The organism is Paenibacillus sp. KACC 21273, assembly GCF_028736095.1.
Classification (GTDB): domain Bacteria; phylum Bacillota; class Bacilli; order Paenibacillales; family Paenibacillaceae; genus Saccharibacillus; species Saccharibacillus kyungheensis.
Genome location: NZ_CP117876.1, coordinates 4,287,527 through 4,305,320 on the forward strand (window position 1 = coordinate 4,287,527; position 17,794 = coordinate 4,305,320).

General features: G+C 38.6%; 18 protein-coding genes. 6 read left to right on the forward strand and 12 right to left on the reverse strand.

The window, feature by feature from the left end; all coding sequences use genetic code 11:
• Positions 1–30 precede the first annotated feature (30 nt).
• A complete protein-coding gene (locus PQ460_RS18840; RefSeq protein WP_274170750.1) occupies positions 31–1,233 on the forward strand; it encodes an acyltransferase in 1,203 nt (400 codons plus the stop codon).
• A 147-nt stretch (positions 1,234–1,380) separates the two neighbouring features.
• Here the strand turns inward: PQ460_RS18840 and PQ460_RS18845 are convergent, their stop codons facing one another.
• From PQ460_RS18845 to PQ460_RS18880, 8 genes are all read right to left on the reverse strand, one after another.
• Complete coding sequence (locus tag PQ460_RS18845; protein WP_273615148.1) at positions 1,381–3,117, reverse strand: sensor histidine kinase; 1,737 nt, start codon at positions 3,115–3,117, stop codon at positions 1,381–1,383.
• Between the two features lie 300 nt (positions 3,118–3,417).
• Positions 3,418–3,720, reverse strand: a complete 303-nt coding sequence (locus PQ460_RS18850; protein WP_274170751.1) for a hypothetical protein — start codon at positions 3,718–3,720, stop codon at positions 3,418–3,420.
• Between the two features lie 11 nt (positions 3,721–3,731).
• On the reverse strand, positions 3,732–4,190 hold the full coding sequence (locus tag PQ460_RS18855; RefSeq protein ID WP_274170752.1) for a cupin domain-containing protein: 459 nt from the start codon (positions 4,188–4,190) through the stop codon (positions 3,732–3,734).
• Between the two features lie 40 nt (positions 4,191–4,230).
• Positions 4,231–4,674, reverse strand: coding sequence for an OsmC family protein (locus tag PQ460_RS18860; RefSeq protein ID WP_273615146.1), 444 nt, complete (start codon positions 4,672–4,674; stop codon positions 4,231–4,233).
• Between the two features lie 157 nt (positions 4,675–4,831).
• Complete coding sequence (locus PQ460_RS18865; protein WP_274170753.1) at positions 4,832–5,701, reverse strand: ABC transporter permease subunit; 870 nt, start codon at positions 5,699–5,701, stop codon at positions 4,832–4,834.
• Positions 5,701–6,681 carry an ABC transporter ATP-binding protein gene (locus PQ460_RS18870; protein WP_274170754.1) on the reverse strand — a complete coding sequence of 327 codons (981 nt, stop codon included), beginning with the start codon at positions 6,679–6,681 and terminating at the stop codon, positions 5,701–5,703. The genes PQ460_RS18865 and PQ460_RS18870 overlap by 1 nt, the downstream gene beginning before the upstream one ends.
• Positions 6,678–7,826: a hypothetical protein gene (locus tag PQ460_RS18875; RefSeq protein ID WP_274170755.1), complete on the reverse strand. Its 1,149-nt coding sequence runs from the start codon at positions 7,824–7,826 to the stop codon at positions 6,678–6,680. The genes PQ460_RS18870 and PQ460_RS18875 overlap by 4 nt, the downstream gene beginning before the upstream one ends.
• 25 nt (positions 7,827–7,851) lie before the next feature.
• Positions 7,852–8,358 carry a sigma-70 family RNA polymerase sigma factor gene (locus PQ460_RS18880; protein WP_273615142.1) on the reverse strand — a complete coding sequence of 169 codons (507 nt, stop codon included), beginning with the start codon at positions 8,356–8,358 and terminating at the stop codon, positions 7,852–7,854.
• A 283-nt stretch (positions 8,359–8,641) separates the two neighbouring features.
• Here PQ460_RS18880 and PQ460_RS18885 point away from each other — a divergent pair, with 283 nt between their 5' ends.
• Positions 8,642–9,664 carry a hypothetical protein gene (locus PQ460_RS18885; protein WP_274170756.1) on the forward strand — a complete coding sequence of 341 codons (1,023 nt, stop codon included), beginning with the start codon at positions 8,642–8,644 and terminating at the stop codon, positions 9,662–9,664.
• Positions 9,665–9,729: 65 nt separating this feature from the next.
• A complete protein-coding gene (locus tag PQ460_RS18890) occupies positions 9,730–9,972 on the forward strand; it encodes an NHLP leader peptide family RiPP precursor (protein ID WP_204825378.1) in 243 nt (80 codons plus the stop codon).
• Between the two features lie 95 nt (positions 9,973–10,067).
• Here PQ460_RS18890 and PQ460_RS18895 read toward each other — a convergent pair whose 3' ends face one another.
• Positions 10,068–11,963: a sensor histidine kinase gene (locus PQ460_RS18895; protein ID WP_274170757.1), complete on the reverse strand. Its 1,896-nt coding sequence runs from the start codon at positions 11,961–11,963 to the stop codon at positions 10,068–10,070.
• Positions 11,964–12,302: 339 nt separating this feature from the next.
• On the opposite strand from PQ460_RS18895, the gene PQ460_RS18900 reads away from it, so the two are divergent.
• Positions 12,303–12,560, forward strand: a complete 258-nt coding sequence (locus PQ460_RS18900) for a hypothetical protein (protein WP_273615139.1) — start codon at positions 12,303–12,305, stop codon at positions 12,558–12,560.
• Positions 12,561–12,655: 95 nt separating this feature from the next.
• Here PQ460_RS18900 and rnhA read toward each other — a convergent pair whose 3' ends face one another.
• Both rnhA and PQ460_RS18910 read right to left on the reverse strand, forming a co-directional pair.
• Positions 12,656–13,324, reverse strand: coding sequence for a ribonuclease H (gene rnhA / locus PQ460_RS18905; protein WP_274170758.1), 669 nt, complete (start codon positions 13,322–13,324; stop codon positions 12,656–12,658).
• An 80-nt stretch (positions 13,325–13,404) separates the two neighbouring features.
• Positions 13,405–14,643 carry an MFS transporter gene (locus PQ460_RS18910; protein WP_443147168.1) on the reverse strand — a complete coding sequence of 413 codons (1,239 nt, stop codon included), beginning with the start codon at positions 14,641–14,643 and terminating at the stop codon, positions 13,405–13,407.
• 216 nt (positions 14,644–14,859) lie between these two features.
• On the opposite strand from PQ460_RS18910, the gene PQ460_RS18915 reads away from it, so the two are divergent.
• Positions 14,860–15,345, forward strand: coding sequence for a hypothetical protein (locus tag PQ460_RS18915; protein WP_273615137.1), 486 nt, complete (start codon positions 14,860–14,862; stop codon positions 15,343–15,345).
• 24 nt (positions 15,346–15,369) lie between these two features.
• On the forward strand, positions 15,370–15,579 hold the full coding sequence (locus PQ460_RS18920) for a hypothetical protein (RefSeq protein WP_273615136.1): 210 nt from the start codon (positions 15,370–15,372) through the stop codon (positions 15,577–15,579).
• Between the two features lie 64 nt (positions 15,580–15,643).
• Here PQ460_RS18920 and PQ460_RS18925 read toward each other — a convergent pair whose 3' ends face one another.
• On the reverse strand, positions 15,644–17,716 hold the full coding sequence (locus tag PQ460_RS18925; protein ID WP_274170759.1) for a class I SAM-dependent methyltransferase: 2,073 nt from the start codon (positions 17,714–17,716) through the stop codon (positions 15,644–15,646).
• Positions 17,717–17,794 lie beyond the last annotated feature (78 nt).

Consider the following 17,794-nt stretch of genomic DNA (forward strand, 5'->3'; position numbering starts at 1 on the left):
AGAATGGTTATGGATGATTGAGGTGAATATATGTCTAGAGAACGGATCAATGAATGGGCATTGCTACGTGGGTTTGCCTTTTTGGCGGTCGTGATGCAACATTCGATTGGTGAATATATTTATCGAAGTGGCAGTATACAAGCTGATTCGATAATGTTAGGTATGCTTTATCATTTTACACGATTTGGTACGTTAACGTTTGTCTTTTTAGCCGGAGCTATTTTATTTTATCAATATGGAGATGGACGCAAATACCGTTCGGTTATCTTTAGACGGATTGGCGATATCTATATTCCTTTTGTTGTATGGACAATCATTTATTGGATCGTCATGCAGTGGATATTTAACGCGCCATTGCTTCGAGCAGATAGTTTGCAAGATATTGTACAGCAATTATTCGCACCTACCAATGGATATCATCTCTGGTTTGTAATTATGATTTTTCAATTTTATCTGTTATTCCCGCTTTTCCGCTGGCTCGGTAAGCAATTTCAAACACGATTATTGGAAAATCGCTCACCACACGAGCAAAAGCGACATATCGTTATTATGTTAATCGTCATCGGAATCATCTATGGCTGGTTAATGTGGTTATGCTATTATGCTATGCCTACGTGGAATGTACAGGGGATCTGGAAAATTATTTTAGATCATCGTACTAGCGAATTTATCTTTTACTTTTTTTATTTTGTACTGGGTGGAATCTGTGGTTCTGCAATTCAACGTTGGAGAGCGATGATCATCAAAATACTGCCCTGGACGGCTGTATCGTTTTTGATTATGTATATCTGGTTAGGTTATGATCTGTTACGCTTTGATCCTGTAGCTATTAATCTAAATGTATCGACATATCTCAAGCCGACTACCTTTTTGGCGGTCGTGAGTCATATGTTGTTGATGTACGGATTAGCTTTATACCTTGTAGAACGAAAAAGTGTAATGGTTCGCTTTCTTCAGTGGTGTGGACGCTACTCCTTTGGTGGTTATCTATCTCATGCCCTAATATTGATGGGCGTGTCTTACTTTACCCGCCAGATCACAGCTCCTGGACTGAATCTTGTGCTCACAATCCTTACCTTTATGATTGTAGCTCCTACAGCTATCGCACTAACGAGCGGACTCTCTCGCTTACCGGGAGGACAATGGTTAACCGGATCAGCAGGCAAAAAAGGGAATCATTCGATACGGACTCATGCTTCCAGACCACAATCCACATTGCCTCAAGATTCTTAAAATAAATAAAACCGCTATGTTCTCTTGTGACAGAGAATGTAGCGGTTTTATTTGTGCTGTTATCAGCTTATCTCCATATGTTACGAACATATAGAGTATGATTATAAAGATTCACTTGATCCATGTCTTGCATGGCATACTTTAGAATTAAAGTGGTAAACGAACAGAGAACTCTGTCCATTCTTCATCACTTTCAACCCGAATGATACCCCGATGTTTGGACAAAATTTTCTGTACTATTGCCAGACCTAATCCTGAATTTTTGCGGTTAAGCGGCTTGGTACTGAATCCTGCTTCGAAAATTTGTTGTTTTAATTTTTCGGGAATCGGATTGCCATTATTTCCAACTGTGAAGGTTAACTGTTCTCCGCGAACACGTCCGGTCACTTTGACCATTTTATCCGGTTTGTCGGTTTCGCTCACAGCATCAAAAGCGTTATCAATTAGATTACTAACAATCTTAACCAGTTCTGTCGATTTCACTGTCCCAAATTGAACCGATTTGAGATTACTGATATCATATTCGAACTTGATTCGACGGTCATACGCTTGTGTGGTTTTGGCTTGAATCAATGCAGACAATGCAGGCAGATTGATATTGATAATCTGATTCATCGCAATCGATTCCCCTACCAGCTCAGCGGTATACGTCGATAAGTCGTCATATTTTTTCATTTTGACCAATAATTGAATCGTATTCACATGATTGTTGAAATCATGACGTTGTTCTTTGATCGAGTTAAAGAGTGCGTCTATATTTTCCAAATAGACATTTTGCACACTTTGCGCTGCTGCTTCGGTGCGACGATTCAGAATAGTGATCAATCCCAATACCAACGCAATAATAGCGATTGAACAAGCAGAAATCGTCAGTGTTAATCGGATCAGTTGTTCATTGAGTGTCTGCTGAACTTCTGTCAAATCCGATACGACCGTTATAATAGCAGGATACGTTAACTCTACCGGTATAAATGTTTTGAGCACAGGGACATTATCAAATTCATCTGTAATAGATATGGTATTCCCTGATTTATTAACTTGCTTAATATTTGTTTTGTCGGTAGCACTCTTATAAGAGTAATCGTTATATAATGTCTCATTATCAGAGTACCAGATCACACCATGCGAATTGAATTGATTCGCTTGATCGAGAAAGATAGGCGGATTAAAAATAGCAATTCCTAATGTCTGACGACTACGCTCACCATTCAGGATTTCACGAATAATCGCTTCTACGCCTGTTTTTTCTTGAAATTCTCGTACAGACTTATCATTCGTATAGACATTTATCACATAATTCGTTTTGCCATCGTAGTAATAACCCCACTTTTCACCAGCAGAGTTAGCATTATCTACTTTGGAGATCATAGGCGCTCCCCAATAATCAGGTAGCTTCTGTCCAATATCGACAGTAGGCGTTTTGCGAGCAAGCAATTCTTGAACCGCTTTGAGCCAATCTGCTCGCCATTCTTCTTTCACCGATAATTCATTAGGGTCTGAAGAACGTATAGGAACAATATTATTACCTGAAGGAGCTAACAGTGTAATCCGATCTACACCTACTTCTTTGCTCACTTCAGCAAGTTGTTGATTGGTAACTTCATTCATGTCTGACCCAATCTTAGACTGTGCAGCTTGAGCTGCCATTCTCAGGTTCTCGCCTATCAAGTCCTCTACAAAAGCTTCTCCACTTTGAGATAATTTGATAGATGATCTAATCTGATCAGTGATTGCACGCATATTTTGTTCTTGGACCGAAATCAATGCTTTTCGTGTTGTTACATAATAGGTAGTATTCACAATAATCAACACAACTGTCATAACAGCCAAAATATATACAGTCACCGGAAAAGGTTTGGGTACCAGGCTCTTACGTTGTTTCATTTTAGGAAATTAACCCCCATCTATATCAGCCGCACTTGCTCCATGCCTTTTAGCCGTATTAAAAATCTAAATGCCCGAATATCGACAAAATTCGATTCTTTTTTTAGTATCATACCATGAACCGCATAGGACTACACCTTATTTCCATAAAATCGGACTATTAATTTATGGAAAAGATACCTTTATTTATTGTAACGTAGCGGACTGAATAAATCTATAAATAAAGGTCCTGTCAGCACTGTAAATGCTATTCAGGACCTTTTTTTGGATAACATAGACTATACAATTTATAGAAATAGCTTACTTTAAGGACTGTTTACGTTCAGTCCACCATTCCACATATTGATTTTCGATCATTTCGTATTCATGCTGTTCATACTGCTCACGCTCGGAAGAAGAGATCAATCCTTCTTCATCTTCGTACATATGCCATAAGTCTGAAAATAAATAATCTTTGATTTGGACGTATTGTCCTTGCTCTCTACCATTGAACCAAATGATGCCTTTGGTTGTACGCATGATAATACGTGCTCCATCCATAGTACTGGCTTTTTGACCCACACGAATACTAGCGATCATTTGTCCAAACGTATACCATTTCATCTCATTTGGTCCTAGCGTTCAATCAATTTGAAATCATCGTAATGGAATCCCGGCGCCACCACACATGATACAAATACAGGATCATTCCCAAGTGGTCTAGCCATTTGCCATTCTCCTGCTGGAATCAATACTTGTGGTGTCTGTCCAGCTTCGATATCCATACCCAAAATCATTTTTTTGCCTTCTATCGGTTGATCGCCTTTACCACCTAGCGTTAATTCTAGCGGGCTACCGGAATGAATCAACCACAATTCATCAGAGTGAACAACATGCCAATCTGAGATTTCATCACCATGCAGTATAAAATAGATTGATGTTGCTGAAAAACGCGGTCCTGAATATTGTTCTGGTAAAATATCTTTTGGAATTTCAAAAGAAGCTTTCCACATTTCTTTATACCAACCGCCTTCGCGGTGTTCATTCATATCTAGCAATTTAACTAACGGTGATAAAGGTAATTTGGTTCCCATGTATCATGACCTTCTTTCCTCAGAGTTTGGAGTATTTTACTTAGTCAGCAATACTAATTAACGGTTGGGTCGTGATCGTCACATTACCAGCAATCGCACGTGAGATCATACAAGACTGCTCTGCTTTGTGTGCAAGTACAGTTGCTTTTTCAACTTGATCGGCTGATTCGGCACTTAATACAATTTCAGGTCGATGAATCAATTGTTCGTACGTAAAAATATTATTGGTCACATCTACAATACCTTCAGACTTCATTGTCAGACGTGCAACAGTAATATTGGAACGTTCAAGCATCGCTGCAAGTGTAATAATATAACAAGTTGCGGCTGCCCCTAACAACATCTCATCAGGATTAGTACCTATACCTGGTCCGCCCATAGGTTGCGGAATCGAGATCGCTGTTTTGAGATTGCCTGATTCGATCGTTCCTTCGCTATTACGTCCACCCTGCCAATTAGCATCCAATACAAATTGGTGTTTCATAATACATTCATCTCCTTGCTCTACTTACACATTTCATCTTGAACATTTTACCATATTCTATGGTTAGTATCATTTCCAAAATAAAAACGTTCTTACTAAACGCGTAATTGCGTATAGAAGAACGCTCTGTAAGCAATAGAATCTTCTGTCATATCGTTTAAAAATCTTTTTTATAAAAGCGACGCATTCCCCAGAAGAAGAAAATAACTGTATAAATACCAGCATAAAAAATAAATGTAGCAGATGGTACTTGACCAACTCCCATACCGGCACGCATTTGCTCATCAATATTAAACATCCCTGCTAATTGATCTACATTTAGTATAACCGCTAACATTTTACGCTGGATTGCATCGGCTGGCATCACTAATGAAATCATGCCTGTAATATTATACAGAGAACGAGCCATTTCTGGCTTCAATTCAGCACTACTGGATAATTTCTCTACCATACCACCTAACCAACCTGCTCCATATAACATGGTCATAAATACACCATTTCCCAATGCCGAAAAAAAGGTGGCTCCCAGTAAAGTCACAGTAACCAGTAGAGGTACGGTAAGTGCAAATAATAAAAACGATTGTATATGTACAACAAGACTTTGCGGTACAGTCGCATAGATGTTCGCAATAACAACAATCGCAATATACAAAACTAAAGCATAAGCGATACCAAATAACGTATATCCTAGCCAACGTCCTAGATACCATTTCCAACGCTGAATCGGACGGGTTAACATCGATTGCATCATACTCACTTCAGCTTCTCCAGATATGGAAGAAAACGAGCTGAAAATAATTAAAAAAGCTAAAATAAAACTGCCAAAAAAGAAACCTAATGTCAAAATAGAAGCTCCTGTCATAAACTGGGCTACTAACTGCTGACTTGGTTCTATACCAGATGTTTTTCCAAGAATTCGAGCAATAAATGAAAAAACGATAATAAATAATACGGTCATAATCAGTGTCATTAAAACCACTTTTTTACGCATTAATTCTTTCCAGGTCATGCCAATCACTGTTGTCATTATTGCTCCCCCCTGTGACTTAGCCCGGATACGGCATCCATAAACCATTCTTCTAATTTTTCTTTGACCGGTTCTACATTGTATAAGGTCATCCCTTGATTCACGATTAATGTGTTCAACCAACCAATCTGCTCTTCATTATCTATCGTTGCTTCTAACCAGACAGTCTCTTGTCCTACAGGCAGTGTGGCCGTTGCAGATAATATCGTTGGTGTAGCATATCGCTCTATCGAAATACCGCTAGTCTCGCTTAACCACGGTAGAATCTCAGGTGTGAATCCACCCACTTTGAATCTCCATTTGGTCTGGGTGTATAAGACCTGACTGACTTGTCCATGACGCAAAATCTGTCCATTATTCAGTAGCGCTATGCGTTCACATAGACTTTCTACTTCTTCTAACAAATGAGAATTTAAAAAGATCGTTTTACCTTCATTTTTTAAATTTTTAAGCAGTTCACGTACTTCTAAGCGACCGATTGGATCTAAAGCTGAAGAAGGTTCATCGAGAAATAAAATAGGTGGATCATTGACTAATGCGCAAGCCATCCCTAGACGTTGTTGCATCCCTTTAGAATAATGTTTGACTCTGTCTGTTCCACGCTTACCGATACCTACTTGATCTAACAATTGCTTGATTCGCGGCTTAATTGTACTCTGATCCATTCCACACAGACGACTATGCAACCGAACGACTTCTTCACCGGTTAACCATTCTTGGTAACGATATAGCTCGGGTAAATAACCGATATGTCGCTTGGCTTCTAAAGAACCAATAGGATCACCAAATAATGTAGCACTTCCTGAAGTGGGGGCTGTTAATCCAACTAACATTTTGACTAGTGTACTTTTCCCTGCGCCATTGGGACCGAGGAAGCCAAAGGCTTCCCCTTCTCCCACACTAATCGTTACATTGCGACAACCACGACCATTATCATATTCTTTTGTTAACTGCTGAATATCGATCGCCATTGTACTCATGATTGAATCAACTTCTCGATTTCTTTTGTAAATGATTCGTATGTGGTATAGGCACTCCCACCATCAAATGTAAACAATTCTCCATTGTGAAGCCATGTTGCACTATAAGTTATTCCATCATCATTAACTTTATAGAATGAGATCAAAACAGGTTCTCCTGCGATAGTCAGACGTTCCGTTTTACCTCCTGATTCAACAGGTAATGGCAGTGAACCGTTAATAACTTTATCACTTTGCAATTCGTCTTTAAGCGATTGTGGCAAGAATGGCAGATCAGCAATCGCTTTAAATACTTCATCTGTCGAAACAGAAGCATCAAATTGGACTGTTGGAACTTTAGTTTGAGTCAAAGATGCTACATTTTCACCTTTAAACATCGTGTAATAAATGCTTTCCGGGAAATGTATACTTATCGGAGTATTGTTAAGGGATTGAGGTAACAATTCTTTTCCGCCTAGACTTTGGATCGCTTTGTTAACCTCATCTATATTCATAATTAATGTCCTTGTTCTTGAACTTTGTACATTTACCGTTTCTTTATTATCTTGGGCAGCTTCTTTAACTAATGTGTAATTTAATAACTCTGCTGCTTTGGAAGGACTAAAGTCTCCTTCTATATTGCCATACGTCGAACTAAATATTCCAAATCGATTTTCTTGTTCATCAAATTCAGCGTCACCTCTGTATTGATCGAACATGTCAGACAATTGCTGACTATCTACAGCTGTTAATGTCTGTACACGAAATTGATCCAATAAGGCAGCCATCGCATTATTGCCAAATGGAGTAGCGATTACTGCTCCAGCGACTACACACGCAGCAATACCTGTTGTCCATCTTTTGCGAGTGAAACTCATTTTACGACGACGCTTAACGGTTGGTTCTGTTTCTGTTGATGAAGTATATGATTGTTCTTCATTAGATTTTTTCATAGTAATTACACTCCTTTGAGATTGTTGTGGTTGAGATGATGGATCATCGATTTGAAATAAATGCGGTTCATTAGCCCATTTTTCCCAGTTAGAATGTGGCGTTTCATTAACAAGCTGGCTTTTTAATTTTGCCCATGCTTCATCTGTGGCATTGGATGAATCTACTGGCTCTGTAGGCTGGATGTTATTAGGGTCTTGTGGAAACTTGCTCACGTCTATTCCTCCTTTTGCTCTTTATTTACGTAGAACGTAGCATCTTTTTACGTAATTTATTGGTTGCCCGATGTAGTAATGTACCGACAATAGGTTGCTTTAATTGAAGTTCTTCAGCGATCTCTGCGTAACTGTAACCCGAGTATTTCATGAGTAAAGCTTGCCTATCCCGTTGAGGTAATTGTTCCAGCCATTCTTGTACCTCTTCTTGTTCCATTTGCTGTATCACGATATCCTCACCCGAAGGTGGAGAGTGTTGAAGATCATAGTATTGTTCTTGTTTATTTTGCAGTCGGCGTTCTCTTGCCTTTTTATCCATATAATCATAAGCAATCCGGGTCAGAACTCTGTGTAGCCAAGCCCCTATCGCTTGCGGATCATCGGGTGGATTGCGATATAGACGGAGAAAGACTTCCTGTGCCAGATCATCGGCTATAGCTTCGTCACGTAACAATGCATGAAGTTTACGTTTGACGATTGGATAATGTTCATAAAATATCTGTTGAAATTGTTCCGGTTCCGGAATGTCCATGTTTTCATGCTCCTTTCCGCTGCAGCTATAAGAAAGACGAGCGGTATTCACTTTTTGTATCTATTCCCTAGTAATTTATTTTTTATCTTTATGAATATGTCTATCTACTCAGGCTATATGTATGATTTTCGACAATATCATACATGTATTATTGATAATTTTGTTAGTCAACGTGTATAAAGTTCGATATAATAGCACATGAACATCCAATATATTCAAATGATGTCGTATACTACCTGTAAAAAGTTCTTTGCTTATATAAGAATTTGAGGAGTGGAAGCTAATGCTTTGGTTAAAACCATTTGAACTTCAATTAGATGCTGTCTTTGAGGAAGCGAAGCAAAAAGTAGCCCATTTTCCAAAGCCACTACATGAATTAGGATTAGCCTATCTAGCCAAATTTGATATCCGGCAAAAACATAGCACCAAAAATTATGTCTGTTATTTGTTACCTTTCTGGATAGCCGAAACGATTCAAGCTCATACGGCTAAAGCAGTCAGTCATCCCTCTTCAGCTACTGTTTCTTCCCTTCATCTGCAATCGTTACCTGAATTATCGCATCGTATGGGTGTTGCTAATATTTTTTGTATGCTTCATTTTTTTATTCAAGATGATCTTATGGATACACCTAATTTATCAACAGATCAATTACATGATCTGATCCCGCTTAGTCAGTTGTTCTGGAATGAATTTGTAAGTATCTGTGGAGAAAATCTAGGTAACGACTCTTCGTTCTGGCAATACTATAAGCAGTTTTTAGCCGAGTGGGCAAGCGCTGTATACAATGAAGCCGATGCCGATTATTTGTTTGAACAACCACAACAAATTGCAAGTAAAGTGAGTCCATTGAAGATTTCTTTAATTGCGATGTTGCTTCAATTGGACTGTATGTATATGTTACCTGATCTATTACAACAATTGGATCAAGCTTTGATTGTATTACAAATGAATGATGATCTTAGCGATTGGCAAGAAGATATGATCGAACGCAATTACAATTGCTTGCTCGCTTTTATTCGCTATGAGGCAGTCGAGCATCATCAAGCTTTATTTTCAGATAAAGTTACTGCGGTACAAGTGCAGCAAGCGATCTATGATCAAGAAGTTATTCGTCGGTATGCTCAGTATGCACAATCTTCTTTTACCAGTGATCCTTCATTATTTGTATCCGACTCTTTAATTGCATTTCGGAATTATTTAATTGAGCAATTGCATGAAGCAGCCACCTCTATCCATGAAGCTCGAAATACCCTTTTACAGGGAAGCTTACTATACTTTATTCAAAAAGACCTTACATCTTCATAGATTTTTAGAATTAGACATGATACACTGAATAGGTAATTATAACCATTTAAGGGAGGAAGATTAATATGTCCAGCCAAGCTATTTTTCAAGCACAAGTTATTCAAAAGGCGTGGGAAGACCCTAGTTTTATGGAGATGTTAAAAACCGATCCAAAATCAGCATTGAAAGATGTCTTGGGTATTTCTTTTCCAGAACATGTGCAGCTCAAAACAGTTGAAGAAAAAAGCGATGAGTTCTATCTGGTAATTCCTCCAAAGCCTTCATCTATGATGGCTGACGCTAAAGTGAAAGTTGACGCTGGTTGGTAATATTCCCCTTGTATTGTTAATATGGTTTTCTATACTTATACATGTCATACAATCGTACACAAAAAAACTGTTACAACCTTCTGGCAGCGAACCCCTTAGACTTGCGGGTCCGCTGCTGGAAGATGAATAACAGCTTCTGTGCCTACATTCTTTTTACTTTTAAATTCTAATACTCCCCCGAGTGCTTCTATAATGCGAAAAGTCACCATCAGCCCCGGGCCTGTTCCTTTGGTTTTATTCGAAAAGTATGGTTCTCCTAATCGTTTTAACTCTTCTTCTGTCATACCACTTCCGTTATCTTGAATATGAATTTCAATTTCTTTGTCATTTTGTTCTGCCCAGATATGAATTTTACCTTCTTCAGGTAAAGCTTCTATACTATTCTTCACAATATTAATCAAAGCTTGCTTGAACTTGGAAGAATTGCCCCGGATATCGATATTTTCAGGGATATTCATAGTGATCGTTCCTCCTGCCAATGTAGCAAGTGGTCGCATAATCCCTTCGATATGTTGGAATTCTTGTGCTAAATTAAGTGTATTAACTTTATCAAATTCAGGCTTGGCAAATGTTAAAAAGTCTGTAATGATCGCTGATGCGCGGTCGAGTTCTTCTAAGGCAATCTTGAGATGCTCTCGTCCTTTATCATCTGTATTCATTTGTAACAATTGCAAAAATCCACGTGTCACTTGTAACGGATTGCGTACTTCATGAGCTACAGAAGCGGCAAGTTCGCTGATAATGTCCATTTTTTCTGAGCGCTGAAGTTCATTGTTAAATAATTCTAAGCGACTGGAGTAGAGCACCATCTGTTGATGATTTTGAGCAAATCGTCTTGCCATCACAGATATTAGTGAAATCACAAAAATCATTACGCCCCATTTCCAGAGGGTTACACTATAACTTCCAGCTTGGATATAAAACCATGTTAATTCTCCCCCGCTGATCAAAGCGAAAATAGAAAAGCCGGAAGCGAATAAGATTGCATCTTTGTTTTTGCGAAAAGCATACGTTACCGCTACGACCATCAAAATCAATAATTGAAGAATCAGCAGAATACCTAATGTTTTGACAGAAATAAAGTAGTAGACTGCAAAGTATCGTTCATTTGTTAAAATGTTAAAAATCATTGCCATTACGCAGATAAACGAATAGGCGTATTGGATTTTTTTCATTTTAGTAATGATGCCTTTGTAACCACTACCAAACACACATTCAAAAAAGTAAAGCAATGCAGGCAATAAGATAAATAAGCTTAAATCGAGTAAAACTGAATACAATTTGTAATAAGTCGGATAAAAAGTAAACAAAAATGGCGAGTAAGTTACCACTAATATGCCAAGAGAAAGAATAATGGCTGCTAGACTAAGCCACATTCTTAATTGATCTCGTCGTAAAAATACAGAACAGATCACCATGACCAGAGAGATAAAAATACAAGCACTACCCAGTACCACATCAATCAGATCCGAGCTAACATAAGAAATCAACATATCTTGATAATCGCCAACCATAATGCCTTGCTTCAGACTAATCTGTTCGCGCGCCGATTCTACCCAGATATACAGCAACTTGTAAGAATCTTGTTTGGTTAGTGGTAATAACAATTGATTTTGTTCATATGCATAACTACGTTTCGATTCAAAAATCTTATCTTGATCCAAATACACAATAATATGCTTACCATTTAGTTCCGGAATCAGTACACCGGCTGTATTCCACGATAATTCAGGCAAAGGGATACGAATCCATGCTGATGAACTATTCACCGGTTTGCCATCTTTCATAATTTCAGATGAAATCCAGGGGCTATCTTGATCACTATCCCATGGTTTGGATGTTAACGTATTTTGCGATTGCCATTTAATTTGCCAGTAATTAATAGAATGACCTGTTCGTTTTTCACTTTGAGTTGAAAATAAAGATAACGCCAAGACGACCACTATAACTGCGATTAAAACCCCGATTAAGGCTTTGGACAGAATCTTCATTTCAGCACCTCATTATAAATAAACTATGTAATACATATTCGTTTGGAAAATATACCCACCTTTATCTATTATACTTGCTCTCTTACTTCAGAGATACTATTAATTTTACAATGATACACCATCTACAAAACATTTCAAAATGCTTGCTCTATCGACTGATTTTGCATATTATTCTATATTACTTCACGTCTATTTACATCATGCTTCAGTTGTTGATATAGGATACAAATGACGAATAAATAATGAACTTTTATTTATAAAATAATACCGATACCGTTTGGTCAGCGACAGACTAGGGTAAGCACTATTGATATACGGACGTATTGGAGGGATTTACTAATGACAGACGACAAACATTACGATGACGTATTTTGGAAGACACGCAACACGATTTTAAATGATGAAGATTCCCAAACAAATACCGAAGAAGAACTGCCTGAAGATGCTAAAAAGGCTGTGATTTTACCGGAAAAGATGGATAATCCTTTGTTTGGACAGCTTGCTGATGAAGAAGATGCAGGTCCACATCCAAGTGCTGATCCAGAAGATCCTGAATCAGATGCAGCTCATATCAGCAATGATAAGCAAGAAGAATAATATAGGCTAACCCCTATCATTCATACAAAAAGATACCTGTTTTCGCACATATTGTGAAAACAGGTATCTTTTTGATGTTTTTTATTATTCTAATCCTATTTGCGTCCATAATCGGCTTTGATCTCACCCCAGCTTTTTGTTTCCCATTTCAAAATCTTATTATCATACTTATGTGTACGTAGCCATTGTTCTGCACGATCTACCAAATTCCAAATCTCGGCGGTAGATTCATCACGAACCAGTGTAGAGACTGCCTTTTTTTGTTTTACCCATTTCAGCGCATTAGCAGAATCACTATAGATTGTTTTGCTACTGCCTTGACGATGCAGATAAGCAAGCGCGTGAACAATCGCTAGAAATTCCCCTAGATTATTTGTTCCTTTGGCAATCGGGCCACAAGTGAAAATGACTTTACCTGTCTGTGTATCCACTCCCTGATATTCTACAGGCCCCGGATTACCGCGTGTGCCTACGTCTACTGATATACTATCGTAGTCTATTAGATCTTTAGAAATGGTGGCTGAAGACGAAGTACGCTTACTATAACTATTACCGCTAGTTGAATTGCTAGAAGAATTACTTTTGCCTTGTCCCCAGTGCTTTTTCCAGCCTTCTGCATATACTTTTTCAGCTTCAGCAAGCGTTTCATATGATTTATATTTAGCATCTTTGTATCCATTGGTATGTTGCTGACAATCTGCCCAAGAGGTATAGATTCCTGGATGATGTCCTTCCCATACTACATAATATTTTGACTTTGCCATACAGACCTCCATATTGTATTCCATCATTACTATTGGTTTAGATTGTAGTGTTCTTTTGCTCTGTGTGAGCTTAATTGTATTTATGAATGAGGTACTTTACCAATCGATTCAGAGGAATTCTCCAGTACAGGAATTTCCCAGCTGCGTCGCTTCACAAAAAGCGCGCAGATCAATAACATAACCCCATTGATCACAAACACCCAGCGAATATCAATCCAGTGTCCGAGCAGACCACCGATAATCGGCCCTGCCATCGTAGCGATCTGGGAAGCCGATTGATTCAATCCAAAAGCTCTACCGCGAAAATCAGACGGTGTGACTTTGACAATTAAAGCATTGATCGATGGTAATACTGCCGCATAAAATAATCCATACGCAAATCGCAATATACCAAATCCCCAGATATTCGTAAAGAAAAATTGTAACAGATTTCCGATACCGCTTCCTAATAAGCCGATAAATAAGATTTTACCGTATCCTATTTTACCACCTACTTTACCCCAGCGTGGAGCCATAATTAAAGTAGCTACACCGACAGCGGAGAACACAATTCCTGAACTTAATGAAGCATTATTGTTCGATACTCCCAAACTTTGTACATAGATCGTAATCAGCGGTTCCAAAATCATAATTGAAAATGTACTGATGCCCGCCAGTATCAATAGCGCTACAAATATAGGATTACCTGCGGCTTGCTTGAGATCATCACGAACATGAGAACGCTTAGCTGAACGATTAAAATTATGTTCTTTTGCCCAGAAGGTAGCGATAAGAGCTGCGATCAATACAATTGCTGCTGAAAATAAAAATGTATTGCGATTACCAAAATAATAACTCACAACTCCGCCAATCAGCGGGCCTATAATCGTACCTGTTGCGCCTGAGGTTGCCATGACTCCCAGTGCATAACCAGTTTTATTTTCCGGTGTGTTGGTGCCGACAAGAGCAATCGATGCTGGTACAAACCCTGCAAGCAATCCTTGAAAAATACGCACCACCAAAAATAAATAAGGATCTGTCACAAAATAATTAATCAAGTATAGAGCCGCTAGACTAAAGCCTGAACGAATCAGCATCGGTTTCCGTCCGTATTTATCCGATAATGATCCCCAGAATGGTGAAATTAAAGCACTCGCCAAAAAAGTAATCCCAAACGCAATCCCTGACCATATCTCTAAATTGCTTGTTACGCCCAGATCGGCTTTTAGAAAAATAGGTAGAAATGGAATAGAGATAGAGTACGCTGTACTACAAAAAAAGACTCCTAACCACAGTACAACTAAATTCCGTTTCCATGAAAAGTTCTCGATAGCTACCACTTATGCCTGCACGTCCTTTCCATCACACCACTTAAATATCTTACATTCTACTCTTGTTTAACCCATTCTCCAAATTCATTATCTTTTATAAGGAATGAATAACAATTTATAAGAGAGCGATTGCAATATTATAAATTCGGGTAAAGTACATGTAAGCCAAATCAATACGTGAAATCAAAATAGATATATTTATAACGTTAAGGGAGATGAATGATAATGAACAAACCATTTGATGATAATAGAGATGCTGCGGCGCAGGAATACAATAGATACCGGACGACTGAACCTGTCACTTCGGATGTAGAAGATGAATTGCGTACGATTCCTGAAAACGATTTAGATATTATTAATCCTACGATGCGTGATGAAGAAGGTATTCAACCGATTACAAGTGAAGATGTGGCTGTACGTGAAGCTAATGCAGAACTTGAAGATGAGCATGACGTGTCTCCATACAGTATTGATCTAGATGTAGCTGAGACACCGATTGATACAGGAAACGACTTGAATAGCGATCCACTTACAGATTTGGAAGATGTTACGATGGATGATGAGTTCCCAGACATTCCAGATGCTGATCTGTTAGATGGAGAGACTCCTGTCGATCCAGCGGCTGTTCCTTTAGAAGATCAAGATGCACATGGAACGGATATCTTAAACGGATCAACAGGCGAAGACGAACCAGACCGTTACGGACGTTAAGATAGTAACAAGGAGGAATCTACGATGAGTACTCATGATAAAGATCAGGATAAAGAAAAGAAAAACTTGGTGACTGAACGCGATAATGATGATGAATTTGGATTGTTCAAAGAAGATTCTTTTCCCGATTCAGCACCGGATGAAATTCAAAAAAGAGTAATCGATAATGAACTTCCGCATGATAATGAATTACCACGTCATGAAGAAGACAAAGATAAACCTGAAATAGAATAGAGTCTATACACCAAAAAGAACCTTTTCCTTATTGATTACAGGAAAGGTTCTTTTTGATTGTATATTAGGTCTTTTCAATCACAATAATACAGGTGCTATCTGGCAAAGGAACAGATTCGCCCCACTCATCTGTTATGTTTACTTTTGGTTGCAATGCTTCGGTATAACCGGCTTGTAAAAAAGATTCTAAATGAACAATATGTGCTTGTGCTCCTAAAGTCTGCTCGATAAAAGTACGATATTGAGAAGGTGTCATATACCCGAACTGCTCCTGCACTTCATGCACATAAGCTTCTTCTCCCCATGTGTACGTATATAGAAATTCCATCGCATCATTTACAGGCATTATCACTTCTTGCTCTCCTGTCACTTCATAATCAATCGAACGACCGACAAAATCTTGAGCATATCGTTCCAATGCGGACAGACCATCATCTTGCAAAAACTGAATCCGGCGCTTCTGCCCTGTCGGTTCAGTCATAATGCCATCCCGAATAATAATGCGTCCACCTTTAGAAAGAACATCATACGCACTGGATAAAGCCGCAGCGACCGTTTCCAGATTGAACTTATGCCCGTTAAATGGAACATATGAATATAACTCATGTAAAATCGACGAAAATAATACACTATCTACACTGCCAGGTTCAACAATTTCTCGTAATGCTAGCGCATCGCCTTTCATTACTTCCCATGAGCGACCTTCTAATTGCTTTTTACGTTGCAAAGCTTCGATCACATTTTCCGAAATGTCGATACCGATCGCACGTTTATCCGACGACCATTCTTCTTCGATCAAGTCTAGCATCACCCCGCCACCTGGCCCGATATCTATAATCGTCTCGCCGACTATATAACGGAGCAATATACGCTTATAATCGACCGTCTGATTCATCATTTCAAGATAACTTTCTTCATTATGAAAACGATCATAAGCATCACGCCGTAATCCAAATAGATCGAATAATAACAAAACAGCTTTCTCATATAGCGGTGACTTTTCTGCTTCGATACAGAATTCAATTAATTTCTCTGCCGCTGGTGAAAAAACAAAGTTAAAAAAGACTGTATCCGCAATATGAGGCTCTTGCACACATTCATAACTCAAATGCGGACTATCTTGTCCCCATGTACCTGTAGACAATTGATCCCAAGAGCACTCTGCCAACACTTTCTCAATCATTCTTTTTTTGTAGACATTTACTTTTTTGATGCCTTTGTAATCGTAATACATCGTATTCATTAATCGTTCAAAGCTGATATGGCGTACATCTTTAGGAACGATATGACTAATCAAAGTGAATATTTTGGCAAATTCTTCAAATGAGAAATCTTGTAATGCCGCTTCTACATACCAGAACGTCTGATGGTCAAGCAATGCAAAAGATTGCTCTACATTAATCTGTGCATTCAGTTGGTGTAGACTTTCAACTGTATTTTCTCCTTTATGAATACTGGCAGCCCGTAAGCGCAGTATCCGATCTTCGGTTGTCCAACCTACAGGATGCTCTTGATAGACAATCGGTTGGATCAACGCAAGCACATCATCTTGTACTTGTTGCCATAATTCTGACGAGACGGCTTCTATAATACAGCGGTTCAGTATCAGTAAAGTCGTTTTCATTTCTTCTGGTGATAAAATGCCATGACTGACTTGATCAGTTAACGGGAAATTTTCTGCAAAAGGTACTTCTCCACGCAGACATTGACCGATTAGTCCATGTGTCCGAATCAACGTAGTCACTAATTGAGTACGTTCTTGCTGTGGATCAGCAGAAGCATGCATATACAATTCTGCCGAGCCTTCATTATGTACAAATAAATTAATGCCTTGTTCTTGCCAGCGTATCCGTTCACGCATCGTTCCGCCTTTGGCTGTTTCAGACCATATCAGCACTTCTTCGATCATCTCTTTTTGCCAGTACGATACTCGCAATTGATCTAGAATGCGTAATGTACGTTCTACATAATCCAGTACAGGATTGGCATTGCTTAATTCTTGCAAAGTCGTTACACGTTCTAAATTGACAATTCGTTCTTCAGCGGATACCAAATAATGTAACCAAAGATATGGATTATCGGCAGATAAATAACCAAGATTACGATAATTGTCTATAGCAGTTAATGAATGTAGCATACGGTCACATCCTTATTTTCTCCAGAGTATAGGGTTATTGTTAGTTTACCCGTTTTGATGTGGATTGATAATAAAAAA